Consider the following 22,158-nt stretch of genomic DNA (forward strand, 5'->3'; position numbering starts at 1 on the left):
GATGCTTTAGGTTTCGTTTTCGCATCGTTTTTGCGGAAAACCGGCGTCCACTTTTCCGCACGATGCTTTAGAGGTCCGCGGCCGACAACGCCGTCGCCAGGCTTTCGGCCATGGTTTCCGCGTCGGAACGACCGCCCCGCACCGTGGCCCAGGCGACAGGCTTGCCGGTCGAAACCTCAAGCACCACCGCCGTCGCGGTTTGAGCCGGACCGCGGCGCGACCAGAAATGTCGACGGGTCGGAGCGCTGCGCCAGGCGGTTTCCTTGAAAGACGGTCCAGCGACGCCAGAGACCCCGATCGCCGGCGCCGAAACACCGACCCCGACCTGCAGCAGATAGGCCGCCGGCTTGCCGCCGGAAACATCGGCGCCCTGCGCCGCCAGACGCTTGAGAAGGTTGGCCTGGATTGCGGCGGCGAGCGCCGCGTCGGAGGGCGAGGATTGACCGCTCAGCGGCGCCAGTTCCTGCCCCCGCAGGCCAGAGATGTTCCCCTGATGAACCACGGTGGGCGCGGAGGCGCAGCCGCCCACAAGCAGGACCGCCGCCAAGCTGATGACCAAGTTGCGCACGCTGTCACTCCCCATCCTTGACCTGCGATGAAACTAGCCGCCGCAAGGCGCGCGGTCACCCGCCGATCATCGCCAAAGGGGAAAGATCAAGTCCCAGGAGCCAATACAGCCCCCAAAGAAGCACCGCCCACAGCATCGCACTGGCAAGCCCCGCGATCGTGAACCCCAGCGCCCGGGAGGTCAGGCGGCGAAAGCTCAGCGGCGTCGCCTTGCTCGTCGTCTGATGTTGCAGGCGCGCCAGACCTTTCATCCTGCGCTGGAGCTCAGCTCAGCGGCCAGCAAATCGCGAGCCTGGTTGGTCAAGGCCCACCGTCGGCTGAAGGGGCCATAGGGCAGATGCAGCAGGCTCGACGCACCGGGGTCGCAGGCCCCGGCGCAATAGGTGGAAAAGGCCGCCTCCAACTCCTGCGCCATGGCGGCCGATGGACGAAAAACGCCGCGTTGCTTGGCGACATAGGACACGACCGCGTCGCGGTGCGCCGCGCCGCCCAGGTCCAGCAAGGCCTGGGTGATTTCCCGCACCAGCGGATTGAGGATCGCAACGCCCGCGCCCTCGCTCCGCTCTGTCGGAACCTCTAGGTTTCTCTGACTCATCATGGTCCTCACCCCGCACTAGGAGATGGTTAAAAAGCATGGCTAACGGCGCCGCCAGAGAAGGCGGTCGATTTTTACAATAGGTTACAAATACAACCGCATCTCCGCGACCGATCGTCCGAGGGCGTCGGTAATCCCCTCTTCACCGCCGAGGGCGTTCACTCTCCCTTCGCGTCCATTGGCCGCAAGGGTCGCCGATTGCGGCCATCGGGCGTGCGAACTAGATTCCCGACCGGGTCGGGGGACCTTTTTCCACGAGTTTCCGCCATGGCTTTTGACGTCACCGATAGCGAAGCGCGGGGCACGGCGGGATCCGAAGATCCGCATTTCTATCTGAACGCGGACGGCCGGACCGGCGTGACAGTGAACGGCAAACCCAGCCTGTCGGTCGAGCAGGCCGGGCTGACGCTCATAGGCTTTGGGCCCGGCTGGTCGTCGGCATTAGGCGAACCGTTCACCGTGACCTACGCGTTCCGCGCGACGGAACCCGACGCCATGCCCAGCGACACGGGGATGTTCTCGCGATTCAACGCCGCCCAGATCCAGCAGGCAGAACTGGCGCTGACCGCTTGGTCGGATGTCGCCAACATCACCTTTGTTCGCGTCGGCGCGGGCGAGACAGGCGACGCCGCCTATTCAGACCAGGCCACGATCCTGTTCAGCAACTATTCGAGCGGCGCCGCCGACAGCGCGGGCTTCGCCTATCTGCCGCGCGATACCGCGATCTCGTCGCCCTCAGGCGACATCTGGATCAACAGCACGCTGGGCTACAACGTCACGCCCACCGCCAACAACTATGGCGGCTCTGTTCTGGTTCATGAACTGGGCCACGCCATCGGTCTGGATCACCCCTCCGACTACAACGCCGGCGATGGCGTCGACATCACCTATGCCGCTGACGCGGACTATTACGAAGACTCTCGCCAGTACACGGTGATGAGCTACTTTAGCGAAGTCCGGACAGACGCATCCTACGGCGGTCGCTACGCCTCGACGCCCCAACTCGACGACATCTCCGCCGCGCAGCAGGAATATGGCGCGAACCTGACCACGCGGACGGGCGACACGACCTACGGCTTCAATTCGACCGCCGACCGCGCCTGGTTCGCGGCGACCTCGTCGACCAGCAAGGTGATCTTCGCGGTCTGGGACGCCGGCGGAACCGATACTTTTGACTTTTCGGGCTACGCCACCAGCCAGACCATCGACCTGCGCCAGGGCTATTTCTCCGACGTCGGCGGTCTGATCGGCAATGTGGCGATCGCCATGGGGGCCGATATCGAGGACGCCGTGGGCGGCTCAGGCGCCGATACGATCAATGGCAACGCCCTGGCCAACTGGCTGCGGGGCGAGGCCGGGTCCGACACCCTCAACGGATTGAACGGCGATGACCTCATCTGGGGCGGTGACGGCGCCGACGTCCTCTTCGGCGGAGAAGGCTTCGACCGGATCAACGGCAATGCCGGCGCTGACGTCGCCTATGGCGGCGCCGGCGGAGACTGGGTCGTCGGCGGCAAGGACAACGATCAGCTGTTTGGCGACACCGGGAACGACATCGTCAACGGCAACCTCGGCGATGACATCGCCTATGGCGGCGCAGGCAACGACATCCTCCGCGGCGGCCAGGGCGGCGACGTCCTGTCTGGCGACGAGGGCGATGACTGGTTGTCCGGCGACCGCGGCGATGACAACATCACCGGTGGCCCCGGCGCCGATATCTTCTACAGCTTCGCCGGCGCCGATCTGGACTTGATCACCGACTTCAACCGCGCCCAGGGCGACCGTATCCAGCTGGATGTCGGCCAAGCCTACAGCCTGTATCAAAGCGGTGCGCACACGATCATCGACCTGGGCGGCGGCAGCCAGATCATCCTGGCCGGGGTCAGTCTCTCGGCCCTGACCGGCGACTGGCTGATCGGCGGCTAGCCGATCACAGGCCCTTCGACCGGGGCGGTCAGCGCGCCTTCCCCAAGGGACGGGACCACACGGGCCGATGACCGGGCTATACCGGTCGCAACCTGTCCCCAGCCGTGAGCGTCATGTCGTCAGACACCCGGGTCTTTGTCAGCGCCTCGGCGGCCGAGCCGTTTGCAGCAGCGCCCCTGTCGCGAAGGCTGGAGCCGTTCCTGTCGTCGACGTTCGAGGGCGGCTTCATTCCGGGCGTCAACATGTTCGACTGGAGCGGTCTGGGTTCCGACGCCCGCATGGCCGGGCCCTTCATGTCGCCGGCCTGGCGCGCCGCCCAGGCGGCGGGACGGTTCGAACGCCTGCCGGTGACCCATCATGGCTTCGCGCGAAGGGTGGCCTCCGCGCGCTATGCAGCGGGCTTGTTCATGGTCACGCCGCCCGACGAGAACGGACTATGCTCCTTCGGCCCCACCAACGATTTCGCGCCTACAGCCCTGGAGCGATGCGCGGTGAAGATCGGGGTGGTCAACGCCGCCCTCCCCCGGCTCATCGGCGCGCAAACCGCATCCATCAGCGTCTTCGACGAGGTCATCGTGCATGACACGCCCCTGGTCGAATATGCGGTGCGCGCGCCTGGGTCCACCGAGACGCAGATCATTGATCATGTCGCCAGCCTGATCCCCAACGGAGCCGTGATCCAGGCCGGTATCGGCAGACTGGGTGACGCCCTGTGGGCGGCTCTGGCGGGCAAGGAGGGCTTGTCCCTGCACAGCGGGATGATCTGCGACCCGGTCGCCGACCTGATCCGACAGGGGCTCTTCAAGACCGTGACCACCGGCAGCCTGCTGGGGTCGCGCGCCTTCTATGCCGGCGCGGCCGACCTGCCCGGTCTTGTGATGGCGCCCGCGATCATCACTCATGACCCCGCTCGCCTGGCCACGCTGTCAAACTTCGTCGCAGTCAATTCGGCGATCGAGGTGGATCTTCTGGGTCAGGTGAACGCCGAATGGGTAGATGGTGAGGCCATTTCCGGCCCCGGCGGCCTGCCCGATTTCATTGAGGGCGCTCGCCGTTCCATCGGCGGATTGCCGATCATCGCGCTGGGGTCCTGCGCCAGGGGCGGCGCAATCAGCCGGATCACGCCGCGACTGACCGTTCCGGCGACCTTGACCGCGCGCGAGGTCGGGATTGTGGTGACGGAGCATGGCGTGGCCGACCTGCGGTCGCTCCGGGGCGAGGCCCGGGCGATGGCCCTGATAGAGATCGCCGCGCCCGACCATCGCGCGACGCTGCGTCAGGCCTGGCGACAGGGCGTCAGCCTGACCTGATCACATGTCCACAACGAAGGCCCCATCGTCGCCCTCAGCGACGACATCGACAACCGTCGGATCGGGGGTCGCAACAGGCGCCGGAGCGGGCGCTGTGCGTCTGGCGCCGTGCAGGTCGGCGGCGGACAGTTCGGTTCCGATCAGGTCCGCGTCACGAAGATCTGCATAGCGCAGATTGGCGCCGGTCAGATCGGTGACCTTCTCGCGATCGGCTTTGAACGGTAGTGGGCTCAACAAGGCTTGGCGCAAGTCGGCCTGGCCCAGGTTCGCGCCACACAGGTTGGCGCCTCGCAGGTCCGCGCCCCGCAAATTGACCCCGCGCAAGTCAGCGCCATCCAGCAGCGCGCCCTGCAGAGCAATCCGCCCCAGATTCATCCCCGCCAGGCAGGCGTTCCGAGCGCTGACGGCGGTCAGAAAAGCGCCCGCCATGTCGCCGATCGGCCGCAGATCCTCGCCGTCCAGCACGGCAGGTTCGCCCGATTTCCCGCCGGTCGTGACCCATTCACGGTGGGCGGCCAGCTTCGCAAAGAGGATCGCCGCGCGCTGGGTGACCGCCGTCGAGGGGTCACACAGACAGCCCTCCATCACCGCGTCCCTCATCCGGGTGTGAGACAGATCCACCCGAGTGAACACGGCATCGCTCAAATTGACGCTTTCGAGATTGGCCCCGCTGACGTCGACATTGTCGATCACTGCGCCACGCAGATTGGCGTTCTTGAGGTTGGCGCCGGCCAACTTGGTCCCGCGCATCGAACATTCCGAAAAGTCCGCCGCCGCCGCCGATACGTCGTCCAGGCGCGACTGATCGAGCACCGCGCCCGAGATATTGGCCCCGTCCAACTGACCGGCGGAAACCTTGTGGCGCAGAACCGCGAACTTGGTGTCCTCGTCCGAAATGGCGATGCGCCCGGCGCGCAGGTCGGCCTCGGTCAGATTGGCGTGAGAGAGATTGGCGCCCCTCAACCGCGCGCCGCGCAGGTCGGCCCGCTCCAGAGTGGCCCGGACGAAGCTGCTGCGCTGGAGGTCCGCGCCGAACAGACAGGCGCGCTCCAGATGCGCGCCATCGAACTTACAGTCCACCAGGGTGCACCCGGTCAGGTCAGCGTCGGTCAGCGACCGGCACGAAAAATCGACACCCTCCATGATCGCAAACCGCAGCACGAGCCGCCGTCCGCCCGGCTGGCGCCTGACAAATCGCTCGTGCAAAGCGACCAGCCGATCGGCGTCGCGCTGGTGAATACGGATCTGTTCCGGCGCGCTTGCCGCTCTCAGTGCCACGTCGATGAGGTCCTTGCGAAGGCGGGGCTGCTCGTCGGAAGATTATGCTTAAGCCCAAACCCTTTATTTTCGGTCCATGATCCGCGGCCTCGATGTGCATTTGCGGCGCTCACGAAAAAAGGACCTCGCCCCATTGCGTGGACTGCGGTTTGACGCTCTGGCTGCGTCTATCTCTATGAGCGCTGTGTTCGGCCGCTTGTTCTGGTTTGGGCGATTTCTCTGATGACAAAACACAAAGCACTGGCCGGCGCGGCACTGGCCCTGGTGATGACCCTTGGCGGCGCCGCGCACGCCTTCGCCGAGATCACTCCGCCGGCCCAGGCCTTCGCCCAGGAGCCCGGGAGCGACTACTTTCTGGCCGACTACACCGCCTATGAGGCCTATCTGAAGACCCTGGCCGGGCAGTCCGATCGCATGAAGCTGATCGACATCGGCAAGACCGAAGAAGGCCGCACCCAGTGGGTGGCGATCGTCTCCTCGCCCGCCAACCTGGCCAAGCTGGACCACTATCAAGAGATCTCCCGCAAGCTGGCCAAGGCGCAGGGCGTCAGCAAGGAGGAAGCGACAAAACTGGCCGCCGAGGGCAAGGCCGTCGTCTGGATCGATGCGGGCATGCACGCCACCGAGACGGTGACCTCGCAGGGCCAGATCCATGTGCTCTACCGGATGCTGACCCAGACCGATCCGGAAACGATGCGGCTGCTGGATGACGTGATCATCCTGTTTGGCCAGGACAATCCCGACGGCATGGAACTGGTCAGCGACTGGTACATGCGCAACGACGACCCCGTGAAGCGCGAGTTCAACTCGATCCCGCGCCTCTATCAAAAGTACATCGGCCACGACAATAATCGCGACAGCTTCATGTCCCAGATGGCCGAGACGACCAACGTCAACAAGGTCCTGTTCCGGGAGTGGTTCCCGCAGATCATCTACAACCAGCATCAGCCGGCGCCCAACGGGCTGGTGGTGTTCGTTCCGCCCTTCCGCGACCCGTTCAACTACAACTACGACCCGCTGGTCATGACCACACTGCAGGAGGTGGGCATGGCGATGCACAGCCGCCTGGTGGCCGAGGACAAGCCGGGCTCGGGCGCGCGCAGCTCCGCGCCCTACTCCACCTGGCACAATGGGATGGAGCGCTCGATCGCCTATTTCCATAACGCCGTGGGCCTGCTGACCGAGATCACCGGCGGTCCGACCCCGATGGCTCTGAACCTGTCCCCCGACGCCCAGCTGCCCAACAATGACCGGCCGATGCCGGCGCCGCCCCAGACCTGGCATCTGAAACAGACGGTCGAGTATCAATGGAGCCTGGACCGCGCCGTGCTGGACTATGCCTCGCGCAACCGCGAGCGCCTGCTGTTCAACATCTGGAAGATGGGCGCCAACAGCATCGCCCGCGGCAGCGAGGACAGCTGGACCATCACGCCGACGCGCATCGACGCCCTGAAGGAAGCCGGCAAGACCCATCCCGGACCCAACGCCGCCTCGGTGGATCCGACCCTCTACAAGACCATCCTGCAGGCGCCCGAACAGCGTGACCCGCGCGGCTATATCCTGCCGGCCGATCAGGCCGACATGCCGACCGTCGCGGCCTTCCTCAACGCCCTGATCAAGACCGGCGTCGAGGTGCAGAAAGCCACGAAAGCCTTCACCGTGGCCGGCAAGACCTATCCGGCCGGCTCCTATGTCGTGAAGACCGCCCAGGCCTATCGTCCGCATGTCATGGACATGTTCGAGCCGCAGGATCACCCGCACGACACCGAGTATCCGGGCGGCCCGCCCAAGGCGCCCTATGACGTCACCGGCTATACCCTGGCCTATCAGATGGGGATCAAGTTCGACCGCATCCTCGACGGCTTCGATGGTCCCCTCGAGCCTGTGCCGGACAGGGTCACCGCCACGCCGGGCGCCATCAAGGGTTCGGGTAGGGCGGGCTGGCTGATCAGCCACGAGACCAACAACAGCTTCACCCTGACCAACCGGCTGCTCAAGGCCGGCGCGACGGTCCAATGGCTGAAGGACGGCGCCAAGGCGGGCAAGACCAGCTTTGGACCTGGCGCGATCTGGGTTCCGGCCTCACCGGCCGCCCAGGGCGTACTGACCGCCAGCGTCAGGGATCTGGGGATCGACGCCTATGCGGTGGCCAGCAAGCCGGCGGGCCCGGCCCTGCCGCTCAAGCCGATCCGCGTCGGCCTGGTCGACGTCTATGGCGGCTCGATGCCCTCGGGCTGGAACCGCTGGATGTTCGAACAGTTCGAGGTTCCCTTCCAGGTCGTCTATCCGCAGCGCCTGGACGCCGGTGATCTGAACAAGGACTTCGACGTCCTGGTCTTCGCCGACGGCGTCGCCCCCGCCCCGGCCGGCGGCCCCTTCCGGACCGGCCGCAGCTATCCCCAACCCAAGCCCGAGGAGATCCCGGCCGAGTACCGCGCCTGGCTGGGCGCGGTCACCGACGACAAGACGCTCCCGCAGATCGCCGCCTTCGCCAAGGCGGGCGGATCGGTGGTGGCGATCGGCGCCTCCACGCGACTGGCCCTGGCCCTGGGCGCGCCGGTCGATGTGGCCACGGCCCGCACCCAGGACGGCGTGCTGAAAGCCCTGCCGACCAAGGAGCTCTACATCCCCGGCTCGGTGCTCAGCGCCAAGGTCGATCCGCGTCAGCCCCTGGCCTATGGCCTGCCTACGGACGTGAACGTGTTCTTCGACCGCAGCCCGACCTTCACCCTGAAATCCGATGCGACGGGCATCTCGCGCGTCGCCTGGTTCGACAGCGCGGCGCCGCTGCGCAGCGGCTGGGCCGTGGGTCAGGACAGGCTGAAGGGCTCGACGGCGATCCTGGATATCGACCTGGGCAAGGGCAAGCTGTTCGCCATGGGTCCCGAAGTCACCCAACGGGCCCAGTCGTACGGAACCTTCAAGTTCCTGTTCAACGGCCTGCTGTACGGGCCGGCGATCGCCGCAACGCGCTAGAGCCTTTTAGCCTCACATGGAATCATGTGAGGCGTCTAAAAAGGCTCTAAATCAAACATTTAGAGCGTGATAGCCGCCGAAACCGCGTACACTTTCGGCTATCACGCTCTGACGCAGGTTCGGACGGGGGCGCGCCACATGCGTCCCCGTCCGTCTCGCGCCGATCAGGCGCTGCGCTTGAACGGCGCGGCCGGACAATTCTGGGCCAGGAATTGGCCATGGCTGGGCAGGCCGGCGACCTGCGCCTTCAGCATCGGCGCGGATTGATCCAGGGTCCGCGCGATCACCGGATAGGGCACGGTGTCGACCAGTTGCTGGTAGCGCCGGGGCCGCACGCCCATCCCCTCCATCACCGACTGCCAGCTGGGCGCGCGGAACATGTCGTCGATCCCGTCAGGCAGCGTTGCCGTTTCGCGGAACAGTTCGATGCGCGCCTTCAGACTGTCAGGCAAGACCACCGCACGGGCCTCGCGCCAGAACGGCGTGTCGTCGCGCTGACTGGCGCAGTAGTGCAGCACGATGAAGTCGCGGATCTCTTCGTAGTCGCCGGTCATGCGCCGATTATATTCCGTCGCCAGGGCGGGCGCGAAATCGCGGTCGGGCAAGAAGCGCAGCAGGAAATCCATGCCCCGATAGATCAAGTGCAGGGCGGTGGACTCCAGGGGTTCGATAAAGCCGCCCGCCAGACCGATCGCGACGCAATTCTTGCTCCAGAACCGTTCGCGCCGTCCGGTCTTGAACGGGATGATCGTGGGCCCCAGCAAGACATCGCCCTGGATCTGCCCTAGCAGCGTCGTCACCGCCTGATCATCGCTCAGGTGACGGCTGCTATAGACATAGCCATTGCCCGCCCGGTGCTGCAGGGGAATACGCCAGCGCCAGCCGGCGTCCTGGGCCTGGGACAGGGTATAGGGGTGCGGATCGTCGCTGTTCTGGGTCTGGGCGGCGACGGCGCGGTCGCACAGCAACAGGTCCGACCAGTCGACGAAACCCTCGCCCAGGGCCTGGCCCACCAGCAGCGAGCGGAAACCCGAGCAGTCAATGAAGAGGTCGCCAGCGACCTCCCGCCCGTCCTTCAGGATGACCTTTTCGACAAAACCATCGGGCCGGGTGACCACGTCGGTGACGATGCCCTCGGTCCGCGTGACGCCCCGCGTCTCGGCGAAGTCACGCAGATAGGCGGCCACCAGCTTGGCGTCGATGTGCAACGCATAGGCCGCGCCGCTCAGCAGGGACCGCTGGGCGCTGACCGGCGGAATGAACTTGCCCTGGTCGGCCATCACCGTCGCCGGGGCGAAATCCTGCAGGCTGGAAGGATGCCCGTTGGCCTTGGCGCGCAGCCAGCACTGATAGAACTCGTGCGGGCCGATCGGGCCGCCGATCTGGCCGAACGGGTGATAATAGGCCTCGCCCTTTTCGCGCCAGTTCTCGAAGCGGATGGCCAGTTTGAAACTGGCCTGGGTCTTCTGGATGAAGTCCTGCTCGTCGATCCCCAGGCTGCGGATCAGCTGCAGGAACGGTGGAATGGTCGACTCGCCTACGCCGATCGTCCCGATCTCCTCGGACTCGATCAGCTCCACCGCGACGCCGGTCTTGTGGAAATAGTGGCTGGCCATGGCCGCGCAGATCCAGCCGGCGCTGCCGCCGCCGACGATGACGACCCTGCGGATCGCATTTGGATTGGTGTCCGTCATAGCTGAACCGGCCTCCCCTGGCCCATGGTCTGACTGTTATTGCGCCGCCATCGGCGCGGGCCGGGCATACTGATCAAGGAAAGCTTCGTGAGTCGGCGCGGCCTCCACGGCGTCCCGCACCGCCCCCCGCATTTCCCCCAGCGCCCGACCCAGCGCCGCAACGTCCACGCCGTCGAGGCTGGGATCCCAGGTCTTGGGCAGGATCTCGAAGCCGGCATAGATCGCCAGCCAGCTGGCCGGTTGGAACATCTCCCAGCGATAGCGAATGAAATGACCGCGCTCGCGGAACAGCTCGATCTTGTGCTTGAGCGTGTCGGGGATCTCGACCGCCTGGCATTCGCGCCAGAAAGGCGCGGCGTCCCGCCGGTTGGCCTTGTAGTGCAGGATGATGAAGTCGCGGACGCGCTCCATTTCCAGCCGCGACATGTCATTGAACTCGTTGATCACCGCCGGGTTGAAGCTGCGATCCGGGAAGAGCTGCTTGATCTTCTCGATGCCGGTTTCGATCAGGGCGATGCTGGTGCTCTCGAGCGGCTCGAGGAACCCCGCCGCCAGACCCAGGGCGATGCAGTTCTTGTTCCAGGCCTTGGCGCGGCGCCCCGGCGTGAAGCGGATCTGACGCGGCGCATGCAGCAGCCGGTCGGGCACAGCCTCCGTCAGTTCCGCCAAAGCCGCATCGTCGCTGATGTGGCGGCTGGAATAGACATAGCCGTTGCCGTAGCGAGTCTGCAGCGGAATGCGCCAACGCCACCCGGCTGTCTGGGCGGTGACGTCGGTATAGGGCGGCGGCGGCGGCCCGTGCCCTTCCAGGCTCTCGCTCTGAACGGCCAGAGCGCGGTCGCATAGCAGCCAGGGGGACCAGTCCTCATAGCCCGTCTTCAGGGCCTCTTCGATCAGCAGGCCGCGAAAGCCCGAGCAGTCGATGAACAGCTCCCCCTCGACCGTCGCGCCATTGTCCAGATCGACCGAGGCGATGAAGCCGTCCTCGGGGCGCAGATTGACCTGGGTGATCCGGGCGTCGATCCGCTTGACCCCGGCCTCCTCGGCGACCTTGCGCATCAGCCCTGCGAACAGACTGGCGTCGAGGTGTAGGGCCCAGTCGAACACCGACAGACTGGACGGCGGATTGCGCGACGGCAGGGTGAACTTGCCGCCCTTGGCCAAGGATGCGCCCAGTGAATAATCGCCAATCTCGGCGGTCTCGCCCTCAGCCCTGAGCCGCTGCCAGTAATTGTGGAAAGGCACGCCCTTCAGGTCCTGGCCGAACAGGCCGAACGGATGGATGAACGACGAGCCAGGCCTTAGCCAGTCGTTGAATCGGATACCCAGCTTGCAGGTGGCGTTGGCGCCCCGCAGCACATCGACGTCCGACAGGCCAAGCGACTGGTAGAAGCGGCGGATGGTCGGAATGGTCGCTTCGCCCACGCCGATCGTGCCGATCTCCGAAGACTCGATCAGGGTGATCGACAGGGGTGAGCCCTGGAAATGACGCTGCAGACTGGCGGCCGCCATCCAGCCGGCCGTGCCGCCGCCGACGATGACGGCTCTGCCAATCCGGTTGTCGTGCGAGGGCTGGTCCAACATGGCCTCCCGGATATCCTCCCAGGGCGCTTTTCAGTTCGGCCCATTGAGCGCGAGGCTATCGCCTGGCGCCCCGCTGGGACAGGCCCGCCTCCAAAAAAGACCGCCGTGACGCGGGGGGTCACGGCGGCTGCAGGAGGTGAGCTTAGAATTTACCAGCGAGCCCGCAGGCCGAGGGTGTAGCGGGGTTCGAATTCGTTCTGCTTGATGTACTGGGTCTTACCCTTCGCGAATTTCGCGTAGTAATCCTCAATCTCGCCCGTAACGTTCGAACCGTTGACGTACAGCGTGACGTTGTCACGCACGTTGTAGCTGACGTTCACATCAACATAGCCCGTACTGGCCTGATAGATCGGGATGTTGTTGCTCATCACCTCGGCCAGACGGTCAGTGCGATAGTTGTAGGCGACGCGCGCCTGCAGCTTGTCGTCCTGATACCAACCCACCAGGTTGAACTGGTGCTTGGAGTTGTCGACGAAGGTCAGCTTCTTGCCGTCCAGACCCGTCCGCGATTCCTTGCTGGGCGAGTAGGTGTAGTTGGTGTCGACGCCGAAGTTCGAGAAGATCCCGGCATCGGCGAAGACGTCGCTGACCGCCAGCTTGGCGCCCAGTTCCAGACCTTTGACCTCGCCGCCGTCACCCTGGATCGGCAGGGTGACATTGACGGTGCGACGGATCACGCCGTCCTGGTCGGGGTAGCGGCCCGTGGTCGTGCCGTTGGTCACGAAGCTGTCGATCTTCAGCTTGAAGGCCGAGATGTTCAGCATCGAGGCGCGACCGAAATAGTATTCGACGGCGCCGTCGAAGTTCTGCGACCGCCAGGGGTCCAGGTTCGGGTTACCGCTGGCTTCCGCGCTGGTGACGCAACGCACGTTGGGCAGGGCCGCGCCGCAGTCAGCGGTGTTGATCTTCAGACCGCCGCCATAACTGCCCAGGTCCAGCGGCTGCATGGTCTTCGAATAGGCGGCGCGCAACTTGAGGTTATCAGTCAGGTCATAGACCAGGTTCAGCGACGGCAACCAGTCCGTGTACTTGCGCTTGGTGACGTTGTCGCCCGCGTCGGCATTGGTGTCGCCGTAGTTCCGGGTGTCGCCGGTGAGGTTCTGCTTCACCGTTAGCGTGGTCTCGATCACGCGCAGGCCGGCATTACCCGACAGATGGCCGAGCTCGAAATTGGCCGCGCCGAAGGCGCTCTGCTCGCGCAGGCTGACATCATAGGTCTGGCCGGGCACCTGGACGCGGATCGCGCCGCCGAACACCTTTTTGTGGAAAGCTTCGGCATCGTCGAAGTCGCGCGGGTCGATGGCCCAGAAGCCGGGAATGCCGCTGGTGACGCCGCCCAGATCGTCAACCCAGACCGTGCGGTTGTAGGTTTCCAGTCCAGTCGGGGCGTTGACCGTATAGCCTTGGAACACCTGCAGGCCCGTCACCGGATCGGCTACGAACTCGCCGGCCTGACACTGGTTCTGGTTCATCACGACGTCGATGGCCTTCCACTGGGCCTCGCAGCCACCGGCCGGAACGGGCGAACCGTTGGCCTGCACGGCGCCGGGCGTGTCGCCGTAGAAGCCCGAGAACAGGTGGAACTGCTCGACCTCGACCGAACGCTCGCTCTGACGAACGCCGGCGTCGACCTTGGTGATGAAGCCCAGGAACTTGTCGTCGAACCGATAGTGACCGTCAGCACGGAACACGTTCATGTCCGAATTGACTTCGTTATTGCCCTCCGACGAGAAGGCCCCGATGGCGTAGCTGTCCTTGTTGGCCATATAGTCCTTGAGGGACTTGCCGGCGCCAAGGCCGCCCGCCAGCGGCGCGTCAAAGCCCGACCACACGGGATGATCGCCACCGATATTGTAATGCAGTTGCGGGTTGGCGCCGTAGCCCAGCGGGTTCGGATCCAGATAGCAACCGCCGGCGCTGCCGACGACGGCGTTCGTGCGGCGCGCGGCCCCGAACTTGTCGCAGATACTCTTGGGATAGAAGGTGCCGCGGGTCCGGTCGTTGGCGTCGCGGAACAGGTTGAAGCGTCCATCGGCATAGCGCCAGTTGCTCAGGTCGCCCTGGGCCTGACCGTTCATGCTCAGGCGGTGACCGTCGGCGCGGATGGCCCGCACCTCGCTGGTGAAGTTGCCGCCGTTGTCGTAGTTCAGTTCGAGGTTGTAGTTCTTGGTCTTGGACTTCGTGGTGCGGTTGACGGTGAAGGAATTCACCCACCAAGCATTGATGTCGTATTCGTCGACCGCCAACCAGTTGCCGATGCCCACGGGCGACGAGACCGTCGGCTGGTTCCAGGTGCCGAAGGCCCCGCCGTCCCAGCGGTTGGAAATGTTGATGCCGACCGCGCGGTTGTACTCTTGGAGCTCGGCGTAGAAGCCCTCGGCGATCAGGGTGAAGCCTTCACCCAGATCGGCCTCGAAGGCGGCGTTGACGCCCAGGCGATCGCGCTCGACCACCCGGTTGAAGCTCTCATAGCCGTGCGGCGAAATATAGCTGGTGGCGAAACCGCCGCCCCAGTCGTTGTTTCCAGACAGACCTACCGTGCCCGAATAGTTGTTGCCCAGGTTGGACTTGCTCTTGGCGGCCGAGACCATCATTCCTACGCGGTCATTGCGCCAGCTGAGGACGCCGTTGACCAGATAGTCGTTCTCTTTGGTGCGCTCGCCGCGCTGGGCCTCGGCGCCGCCGGCGAACGTCAGGCCTTCAGGCAGCATGAACGGGCGGCGGGTGCGCAGGTCGATGGTGCCCGAAATGCCGGAAAGCGCGTTCTTCGGATCCGTCGACTTGTAGACCAGAACCTGATTCATCAGCTGCGAGGGCACGTCCAGCAGGTCGGGCTGGGCGCTGCCCATATTGCCGGCGCTCAGATACTGCTCACCGTTGAGCAGGGTGATCACCTGCTTGAGGCCGCGGATATTGACGGTCTTGCCTTCGCCAGCGTCGCGCTGGATCTGGACGCCCGAGATGCGCTGCAACGAGTCAGCGATGGTGACGTCCGGCAGCTTGCCGATGTCTTCGGCCGAGATGGCGTCGACGATCGAGGCTTCGCGCCGCTTGACGTCCACCGATTTCATCTGGGATCCGCGAACACCCGTGACGACGATCTCTTCCACGGCGGTGTTGTCTTGCGCGAGTGCGCCGGTGGTCAGAGCCACCTGCGAGGCGCCGGCCAGCAAGGCCACCGCCAGGCCGCGCGTCAGCACGGCTTTCCGATGTTGATTGGTCAAATTCCTAGCTCCCCAACTACGTTTTTATTGATCGTTCGCCCCGTTCCCGGGCGCGCTGTCTACGCAACGCGATCCGGAACCGATTGAGCGTCTCCAAGCCCGGCGAGCCGGTTGTCCGCGATGTCCGTACTTGACGGCGAGCCCCGCCGCTCAGGCAATCGACTCCGGCCCAACGCCGTTATCGGTTGGCCCGAACATCATCAAATGTCCCGACCAAGTCAACAAGAATGTCAACGTTGTCATTTTCACGCGGCGACCGCTTTTTCTGCGCAATTCGTTCGACCTCAAATCCCGTGGCGCGAGGAAAATCAACGACGAGGTCCGAAAAATGGCACCAGAACGGCCCAATCAGCAGACATTTCACCACCATGGCGGCCAATTTTGACGCCACATAGTCAGAAATGGTAACGCTCACATAGAGCCACAACCGCGCACAAAGCTCTCACCTTTCGGGCCACAGGGGCAAGATCTGGGGTCGAAAAATCGCCCTTCACGACCCAAAAATGTCTCCACTAATGACCATAAATGTCTTTAATATTGTCCATTCTGATGACATAGGGGACAGCATAAGCTATGCCTCAAATGACGCGTCGCCTTGCCGTCGCCACCTTTGCCGTGGTGGTGTCCCAAGACAGAGAACGCGAAAACTGGGTGTAGAAACCGAATGGCGACGATCCACGATGTGGCTGCGCGAGCCGATGTGTCGGCCAAGACGGTCTCTCGCGTGCTCAATGACCACGAGAGCGTCAGCGCCAAGACGCGAGACCGCGTGCGCGCGGCCATGCAGGATCTCGGCTACCAACCCAGCGCCGTGGCCCGCAGCCTGCGGTCCCAGAGCTCCTCGTCGGTCGGCGTGCTGATGGGCGATCCCAGCGGCGGCTATCATACCCGGGTGCACCACGCCCTGCTGCTGGCCTGTGTCGAAACCGGTCGCCACCTGACCGTCGACCTCTTCGACGGCATGGTTCCGGGCTGGCAGGACCGCATCCGCGCCTTTGTCGCCGACGGCGGCGTCCGCGAGATGATTCTGCTGCCTTCTGAATGCGATTTGGGGCCCCTCAAGGCGCTGATGCGCGAGATGGAGGTCCGCTGCGTGCTGATCTCACCGACCAGCCCCGATCCCTATTTTCCGGCCATCGCCATGGATGACCGGGCCGCTGCGCGCGAGGTGGTCGATCATCTGCTGTCGCTGGGTCACACCCGCATCGGCCACATATCGGGCCATCCGGACCACGCGGCCAGCACCCATCGCCGCAACGGCTTCTTCGAGGCCTTTGCCGCGCGCGGACTGCCCCGACCGGCCCCGGAACTGATCGCGGACGGCGAATTCACCTTCAAGACCGGGATCGAGGCGGCCAAGGCCCTGCTCGATATCGACGACCCGCCGACGGCGATCTTCGCCGCCAATGATGACATGGCCGCGGCCACCTGCATGGAAGCCCAACGCCGTGGCCTGCGGATCCCCGACGATATCTCGGTGGTCGGTTTCGATGACGCGCCGATCGCCGGCGTCATCTGGCCGACCCTGACGACCATCCGCCAGCCTTTCGACCAGATGGCCTTGCGGGCGCTGCAGACCTTCAGCGCCTGGAACGCCAATGACGCAGCCGGCAGGGCCGCTGCGCCCTATCTGGCGCAGCATAGCCTGATCGTGCGGGAATCGACCGGCCCGGCCCGAAGCAGCGCGCCGCCGCGCCGAAAGACCTGATCCATCGCGCAAAGGTTTCGCCCCTGCGGACCCGATGCGCGCCCAACCCTCGCCCCCGCGCAAAGCGGCCGGCGGTTCCAGACAAGACGACGAGGAGGAAACATGAACCGGCAGACATTCCAGGGCTTGGCCCTGGCGCTGATGATCGGCGCGTCCGCGCCCGCGCTCAACACCCAGGCCCTGGCCCAGACGGCGCCTGCAACCTCGACGGCACAGCCCTGGCTGGACGCCAAGCGCGATCCCGACACCCGGGCCGATCTGGTGGTCAAGGCCATGACCCAGGACGAGAAGCTGACCCTGGTGTTCGGTTACTTCGGCGCCGATATGAAGCCCAAATATACCCGCATCGATGGGTCTCTCCCCGGCTCGGCCGGCTATGTGAAGGGCATTCCGCGCCTGGGCATCCCGGCCCAGTGGCAAACCGACGCCGGCGTCGGCGTAGCGACACAAGGCAGCGCCAAGGAATTTCGCGAACGCACCGCCCTGCCCTCGGGCATGGCCACCACCGCCACCTGGAACCCTGAGCTGGCCTATAAGGGCGGCGCGATGATCGGGTCAGAGGCCCGCAATTCCGGCTTCAACGTCATGCTGGCCGGCGGCGTCAACCTGGTCCGCGAACCGCGCAATGGCCGCAATTTCGAATATGGCGGCGAAGACCCGCTGCTGGCCGGTACGATGGTCGCCGCCCAGATCAAGGGCATCCAGTCCAACCACATCGTCTCGACCATCAAGCACTACGCGCTGAACAACCAGGAAACCGGCCGCTTCGTGCTCAGCGCCAATATCGGCGACGCCGAGGCTCGCACCTCCGACCTTCTGGCCTTCCAGATCGCCATCGAGCAGTCCGACCCGCACTCGGTGATGTGCGCCTATAACCGCATCAACAGCGTCTATGCCTGCGAGAACGACTGGCTGCTCAACACGGTCCTGAAGCGCGACTGGGGCTACAAGGGCTATGTGATGTCGGACTGGGGCGCGGTGCATTCCGGGTCCAAGGCGGTCAATGCCGGCCTTGATCAGCAATCGGCCGGTCATGCCTTCGACAAGCAGGATTTCCTGGGTGACGTGCTGAAGGCCGACCTGGCCAGCGGTGCGGTCAGCCCGGCGCGCCTGGACGATATGGCCCGCCGCATCACCCGCGCCCTGTTCGCCAGCGGAGCCGTGGATCATCCGGTCAAGATCGCGCCGATCGACTATGCCGCCAATGGCGCGGTGACCCAGGCCGACGCCGAGCAGGCGATGGTTCTGCTGAAGAACACGGGCGGTCTGCTGCCCCTGGCCAAGACCGCCAAGACCATCGCGGTGATCGGCGGCCATGCCGATGTCGGCGTGCTGTCAGGCGGCGGTTCGTCTCAGGTCTATCCGGTCGGCGGCCGAGCCGTGCAGGGCCTGCAGCCCGCGACCTGGCCGGGCCCGGTGATCTATTATCCCTCATCGCCGCTCAAGGCGCTGCAGGCGCGCTTCCCGAACGCCAAGATCACCTATCTGGACGGAACCGACGCCACGGCGGCGGCCAAGCTGGCGGCCGCCAGCGACCTGGCGATCGTCTTCGCCGACCAGTGGACCACGGAGTCTGAAGACGTCCCCGCCCTGACCCTGCCCAAGAACCAGGACGCCACGATCGCGGCGGTCGCGACGGCCAACGCCAAGACGGTCGTGGTGCTGGAAACCGGCGGCCCCGTGACCATGCCCTGGCTGGACAAGGTCGGCGCCGTGCTGATGGCCTGGTATCCAGGCACCAGCGGCGGCGAGGCTATCGCCCGCGTCCTGACCGGCGAGGTCGACGCCTCGGGCCGTCTGCCCGTCACCTTCCCCAGGAGCGAGGCGCAACTGCCGCGTCCCAAGCTGGACGGCGATCCCAAGACCCCGGACGTCAAGTTCGACGTCGACTATGCGATCGAGGGCGCGGCCGTCGGCTACAAGTGGTTCGACCTGAAGAAGATCGAGCCGCTGTTCCCGTTCGGCTACGGCCTGTCCTACACGCAGTTCGCCTATTCGAACCTCACGACCAAGGCGCAGGACGGCGTCCTGACGGTCAGCTTTACCGTCAAGAATATCGGCGACCGATCCGGCATGGACGTGCCGCAGATCTACGTCTCGCCCAAGGCCGGGGGCTGGGAAGCGCCCAAGCGTCTGGGCGGCTTCAAGAAGGTGGACCTGGCCCCCGGCGCCAGCACGACGGTCAGCCTGACCGTCGATCCCCGACTGTTGGCGGTCTGGGACGGCAAGGCGCACGGCTGGTCGATCACGGCCGGCGACTATGACGTGACCCTAGGCGCCTCGTCGCGCGCGACGGCGGAGACCACGACGGTGAGCCTGCAGGCCCAGGCCCTGCCCGTGTCGCCGATGGCCAAATAGTCAGCAGGGCGCGCGGTTCCGGAACACGGGAACCGCGCGCTCGCCTTGCAGACAGTCGCCTCAAGGATCGTCGGGCGCGCCCCTGGCCGGCCGAGCCGCCCGGAATGGTTTCACTTGCGCCATTTGTACGATAATGGCTGAGCCAACATCGATTGGGGAAGGCGCAGCGTGAGTATCATCAGGATCGGCATCGTCGGAGTCGGCAAGATCGCCCGGGATCAGCACATCCCCGCCATCGCGGCCGATCCGGGCCTGGAGCTGGTGGCCGTGGCCAGCCGCAGCCATGCCGATGTCGGCGTGCCAGCCTTCGAGACGGTCGAGGACATGCTGGCCAACGGCCCGGCCCTCGACGCCATCGCCCTGTGCACCCCGCCCCAGGCGCGCTGGGAAACCGCGGTCGCCGCCCTGAACGCCGGCAAGCATGTGTTCCTCGAAAAGCCTCCCGGCGCCACCGTGGGCGAGGTCGACGATCTGGCGGCCTTGGCCGCCAAACGTGGCGTGACCCTGTTCGCCAGCTGGCACTCACGCTTCGCCGCCGGGGTGCCCGCCGCAAAGGCCTGGATCGCCGACCGCGCGATCGCCTCCGTCGACATCCAGTGGCGTGAGGATGTGCGCCGCTGGCACCCCGGCCAGACCTGGATCTGGGAGGCCGGCGGCCTGGGCGTCTTCGACCCCGGCATCAACGCCCTGTCGATTCTGACCGAGATCATGCCGCGCACGGTGTTCGTCACCGGCGCCCGCCTGCAGGTGCCCGAAAACGTCCAGTCGCCGGTCGCCGCCCACATCGCGATGACGGACATCGCCGACACGACCATCACCGCCGATTTCGACTTCCTGCAGACCGGTCCCCAGACCTGGGACATCACGGTGACGGCCGAAGACGGCATGCTGCGCCTGTCCAGCGGCGGGGCCCTGATCGAGATTGACGGCAAGCCGGTGGTCCAGGCGCCGGACGCGGAATATCCTGGCCTCTATGCGCGGTTCAGCGAGCTGATCCGGGCCGGCAAGTCTGAAGCCGACGTACGGCCCCTGGCCCTGGTGGCCGATGCGTTCCTGATCGGGACGCGGGAACTGGTCGAGGCGTTTATCGAATAAGCTGGCGGCCCCGGCCGCTAGAGCAAGGCGCGTGAAACCGGACTCAAGCGCCTTGCTCTAGGTTTTTGTTTTCGCATCGTTTTTGCGGAAAACCGGCGTCCACTTTTCCGCACGATGCTCTAGTTCACCTGCCGCTCACGCCCCTCCCAGTAGGGCGCCCTAAGCTCACGCCGCAGGATCTTGCCTGAGGCGTTGCGGGGCAGGACGTCGATGAAGTCCACGCTCTTGGGCGCCTTGAATGCGGCGATCCGCGTGCGGGCGAAGGCGATGATGGCGTCCGGGTCGGGCGTCGCGCCGGGCTTCAGCGCCACCACCGCCTTGACCGCCTCGCCCCACTTGTCGTCGGGCACGCCGATCACCGCCACCTCGGCCACCGACGGGTGACCATAGACGGCGCTTTCCACCTCGGCCGGATAGATGTTCTCGCCGCCCGAGATGATCATGTCCTTCACCCGGTCGTGGATGAACAGATAGCCGTCCTCGTCCAGATAGCCGGCGTCGCCGGTGCGCAACCAGCCGTCGGCGTCGATGGTCTTGGCGGTGGCCTCGTCCAGCTTCCAGTAGCCGGCCATGTTGGACAGCCCCCGCGTAGCGATCTCGCCCACGGTGTTGGGCGGCAGGGCGTTGCCCGCCTCGTCCATCACCTTCAGCTCCACCCCCGGCAAGGGCAGGCCGGCCGAGCGCATGCGGGCGTTGCCTGCGGGATCGTGATCCTCGGGCGGCAGATAGACGATGGTGCCGGTGGTCTCGGTCATGCCGTACTGCTGGCAAAAGCCGCAGCCGAAGATCTCGATGCACTCGCGCAGCAGGTCCAGCGGAATGGGCGCGGCCCCGTACAGAATGTGGGTCAGGCGCGAATAGTCGACCTCCCGGGCCCGGGGCTGGCGCACCACGATCTGCAGGGCGGCCGGCACCATGAACATCTTCGAGATGCGGTCGTGCTCGATATAGTCCAGCACCTTGAACGGGTCGAACTCGCGCGCCACCACGCCCTTGGCCCCGTTCATCAGGCCCACCAGGCCCCAGCCGCTGCCGCCGATATGGGCCACGGGCATGGCCACCAGGCTGACATCGTCCGGCCCCCACTGGTTCCAGGCCATCGGCTGCTGGGCGGCTCTGCGGCGCGGCGCCAGCAGATTGTCGTGGGTCAGCATCGCGCCCTTGGGCCGGCCGGTAGTGCCGGAGGTATAGAGCTGGATGGCGATATCCGACGTGGCGATCGGCAACTTCGGATCGCCGCCCGGCTGAGCGTCGCGCCAGGCTTCGAAGGTCTGGTGTTCCCCGCCGCCCGCCGGATCCTGGGCCGGCTCCATGGCGATCACCTCCGGCCGCCAGCTGAGCTCGGCGGCGACGGTCTCGATATGATCGATCAGCTCAGGCCCGACAAACACCATCTTGGCGTCGCTGTCGGTGACGATATAGGCCATCTCGGGCGGGGCCAGTCGCCAGCCGATCGGCGCGGTGACCACCCCGGCCTTGGCCGCCCCGAACAGCAGTTCGAAATAGAGGTCGCTGTTCTTGCCGACATAGGCGACGCGGTCGCCGGTCTTCAGGCCCGCGGCGATCAGGGCGTTGGCGACCTGGTTGGTCTTGCGATCAAAGCCAGCGAAGGTCGTGTCGCGGCCTTCGAAGCTCAGGGCCCCGGACTCGGGCCGGACCTTGCCATGATAGCGGGCGACGTCGCCCAGGGTTTGCATCTGGTCGAAGTCGATGACTGACATGTGGCCGGATCTCCCTTTGCCCGACGCGCGGCGCGTGGTCCGCCGCTTCCGTTCAGGTCAAACAGATGTTGGGGCGCCCTTCCGCGCAGGTAAAGGCGTGCCGTTGGGGAACACGCGCTCTA

General features: G+C 65.4%; 15 protein-coding genes. 6 read left to right on the forward strand and 9 right to left on the reverse strand.

From position 1 onward, the window contains the following. Positions 1-67 precede the first annotated feature (67 nt). From ACW18B_RS18365 to ACW18B_RS18375, 3 genes are read right to left on the reverse strand one after another with little or no spacing between them, the layout of a single operon-like run. Positions 68-568 carry a hypothetical protein gene (locus ACW18B_RS18365; RefSeq protein WP_492048443.1) on the reverse strand — a complete coding sequence of 167 codons (501 nt, stop codon included), beginning with the start codon at positions 566-568 and terminating at the stop codon, positions 68-70. A gap of 55 nt (positions 569-623) precedes the next feature. Further along, positions 624-818 carry a hypothetical protein gene (locus tag ACW18B_RS18370; RefSeq protein ID WP_492048444.1) on the reverse strand — a complete coding sequence of 65 codons (195 nt, stop codon included), beginning with the start codon at positions 816-818 and terminating at the stop codon, positions 624-626. After that, entirely contained in the window at positions 815-1,162 is a 348-nt protein-coding gene (locus ACW18B_RS18375) for a hypothetical protein (protein WP_492048445.1), read from the reverse strand. The genes ACW18B_RS18370 and ACW18B_RS18375 overlap by 4 nt, the downstream gene beginning before the upstream one ends. A 267-nt stretch (positions 1,163-1,429) precedes the next feature. On the opposite strand from ACW18B_RS18375, the gene ACW18B_RS18380 reads away from it, so the two are divergent. Both ACW18B_RS18380 and ACW18B_RS18385 read left to right on the forward strand, forming a co-directional pair. Beyond that, a complete protein-coding gene (locus ACW18B_RS18380) occupies positions 1,430-3,088 on the forward strand; it encodes a M10 family metallopeptidase C-terminal domain-containing protein (RefSeq protein ID WP_492048446.1) in 1,659 nt (552 codons plus the stop codon). A 113-nt stretch (positions 3,089-3,201) separates the two neighbouring features. Further along, on the forward strand, positions 3,202-4,398 hold the full coding sequence (locus ACW18B_RS18385) for an acetyl-CoA hydrolase/transferase family protein (protein WP_492048447.1): 1,197 nt from the start codon (positions 3,202-3,204) through the stop codon (positions 4,396-4,398). Here ACW18B_RS18385 and ACW18B_RS18390 read toward each other — a convergent pair whose 3' ends face one another. Beyond that, entirely contained in the window at positions 4,399-5,676 is a 1,278-nt protein-coding gene (locus tag ACW18B_RS18390) for a pentapeptide repeat-containing protein (RefSeq protein ID WP_492048448.1), read from the reverse strand. Positions 5,677-5,898: 222 nt separating this feature from the next. Here ACW18B_RS18390 and ACW18B_RS18395 point away from each other — a divergent pair, with 222 nt between their 5' ends. After that, the gene (locus tag ACW18B_RS18395; protein WP_492048449.1) at positions 5,899-8,652 is read left to right on the forward strand and encodes a M14 family metallopeptidase; all 2,754 of its coding nucleotides are present in this window, start codon (positions 5,899-5,901) and stop codon (positions 8,650-8,652) included. Between the two features lie 164 nt (positions 8,653-8,816). Here ACW18B_RS18395 and ACW18B_RS18400 read toward each other — a convergent pair whose 3' ends face one another. The 4 genes from ACW18B_RS18400 to ACW18B_RS18415 all read right to left on the reverse strand — a co-directional run bounded on the left by ACW18B_RS18400 (position 8,817) and on the right by ACW18B_RS18415 (position 15,569). After that, the gene (locus ACW18B_RS18400) at positions 8,817-10,346 is read right to left on the reverse strand and encodes a tryptophan halogenase family protein (protein WP_492048450.1); all 1,530 of its coding nucleotides are present in this window, start codon (positions 10,344-10,346) and stop codon (positions 8,817-8,819) included. 36 nt (positions 10,347-10,382) lie between these two features. Next, positions 10,383-11,930 (reverse strand): tryptophan halogenase family protein, encoded by a 1,548-nt coding sequence (locus ACW18B_RS18405; RefSeq protein ID WP_492048451.1) that lies wholly within the window; start codon positions 11,928-11,930, stop codon positions 10,383-10,385. A 149-nt stretch (positions 11,931-12,079) separates the two neighbouring features. Next, complete coding sequence (locus ACW18B_RS18410) at positions 12,080-15,154, reverse strand: TonB-dependent receptor (protein WP_492048452.1); 3,075 nt, start codon at positions 15,152-15,154, stop codon at positions 12,080-12,082. Positions 15,155-15,332: 178 nt separating this feature from the next. Then, a complete protein-coding gene (locus tag ACW18B_RS18415) occupies positions 15,333-15,569 on the reverse strand; it encodes a hypothetical protein (RefSeq protein ID WP_492048453.1) in 237 nt (78 codons plus the stop codon). A gap of 249 nt (positions 15,570-15,818) precedes the next feature. Between ACW18B_RS18415 and ACW18B_RS18420 the strand changes: the two genes are divergently transcribed. The 3 genes from ACW18B_RS18420 to ACW18B_RS18430 all read left to right on the forward strand — a co-directional run bounded on the left by ACW18B_RS18420 (position 15,819) and on the right by ACW18B_RS18430 (position 20,315). Continuing rightward, positions 15,819-16,862 carry a LacI family DNA-binding transcriptional regulator gene (locus tag ACW18B_RS18420; RefSeq protein ID WP_492048454.1) on the forward strand — a complete coding sequence of 348 codons (1,044 nt, stop codon included), beginning with the start codon at positions 15,819-15,821 and terminating at the stop codon, positions 16,860-16,862. A 102-nt stretch (positions 16,863-16,964) separates the two neighbouring features. Further along, positions 16,965-19,220, forward strand: a complete 2,256-nt coding sequence (locus ACW18B_RS18425; RefSeq protein ID WP_492048455.1) for a beta-glucosidase family protein — start codon at positions 16,965-16,967, stop codon at positions 19,218-19,220. Between the two features lie 174 nt (positions 19,221-19,394). Next, positions 19,395-20,315: a Gfo/Idh/MocA family protein gene (locus ACW18B_RS18430; RefSeq protein WP_492051782.1), complete on the forward strand. Its 921-nt coding sequence runs from the start codon at positions 19,395-19,397 to the stop codon at positions 20,313-20,315. Between the two features lie 119 nt (positions 20,316-20,434). Here ACW18B_RS18430 and ACW18B_RS18435 read toward each other — a convergent pair whose 3' ends face one another. Next, entirely contained in the window at positions 20,435-22,036 is a 1,602-nt protein-coding gene (locus ACW18B_RS18435) for a fatty acid--CoA ligase (RefSeq protein ID WP_492048456.1), read from the reverse strand. Between the last annotated feature and the right edge of the window lie 122 nt (positions 22,037-22,158).

Source organism: Caulobacter sp. FV2ps19 (genome assembly GCF_058681035.1).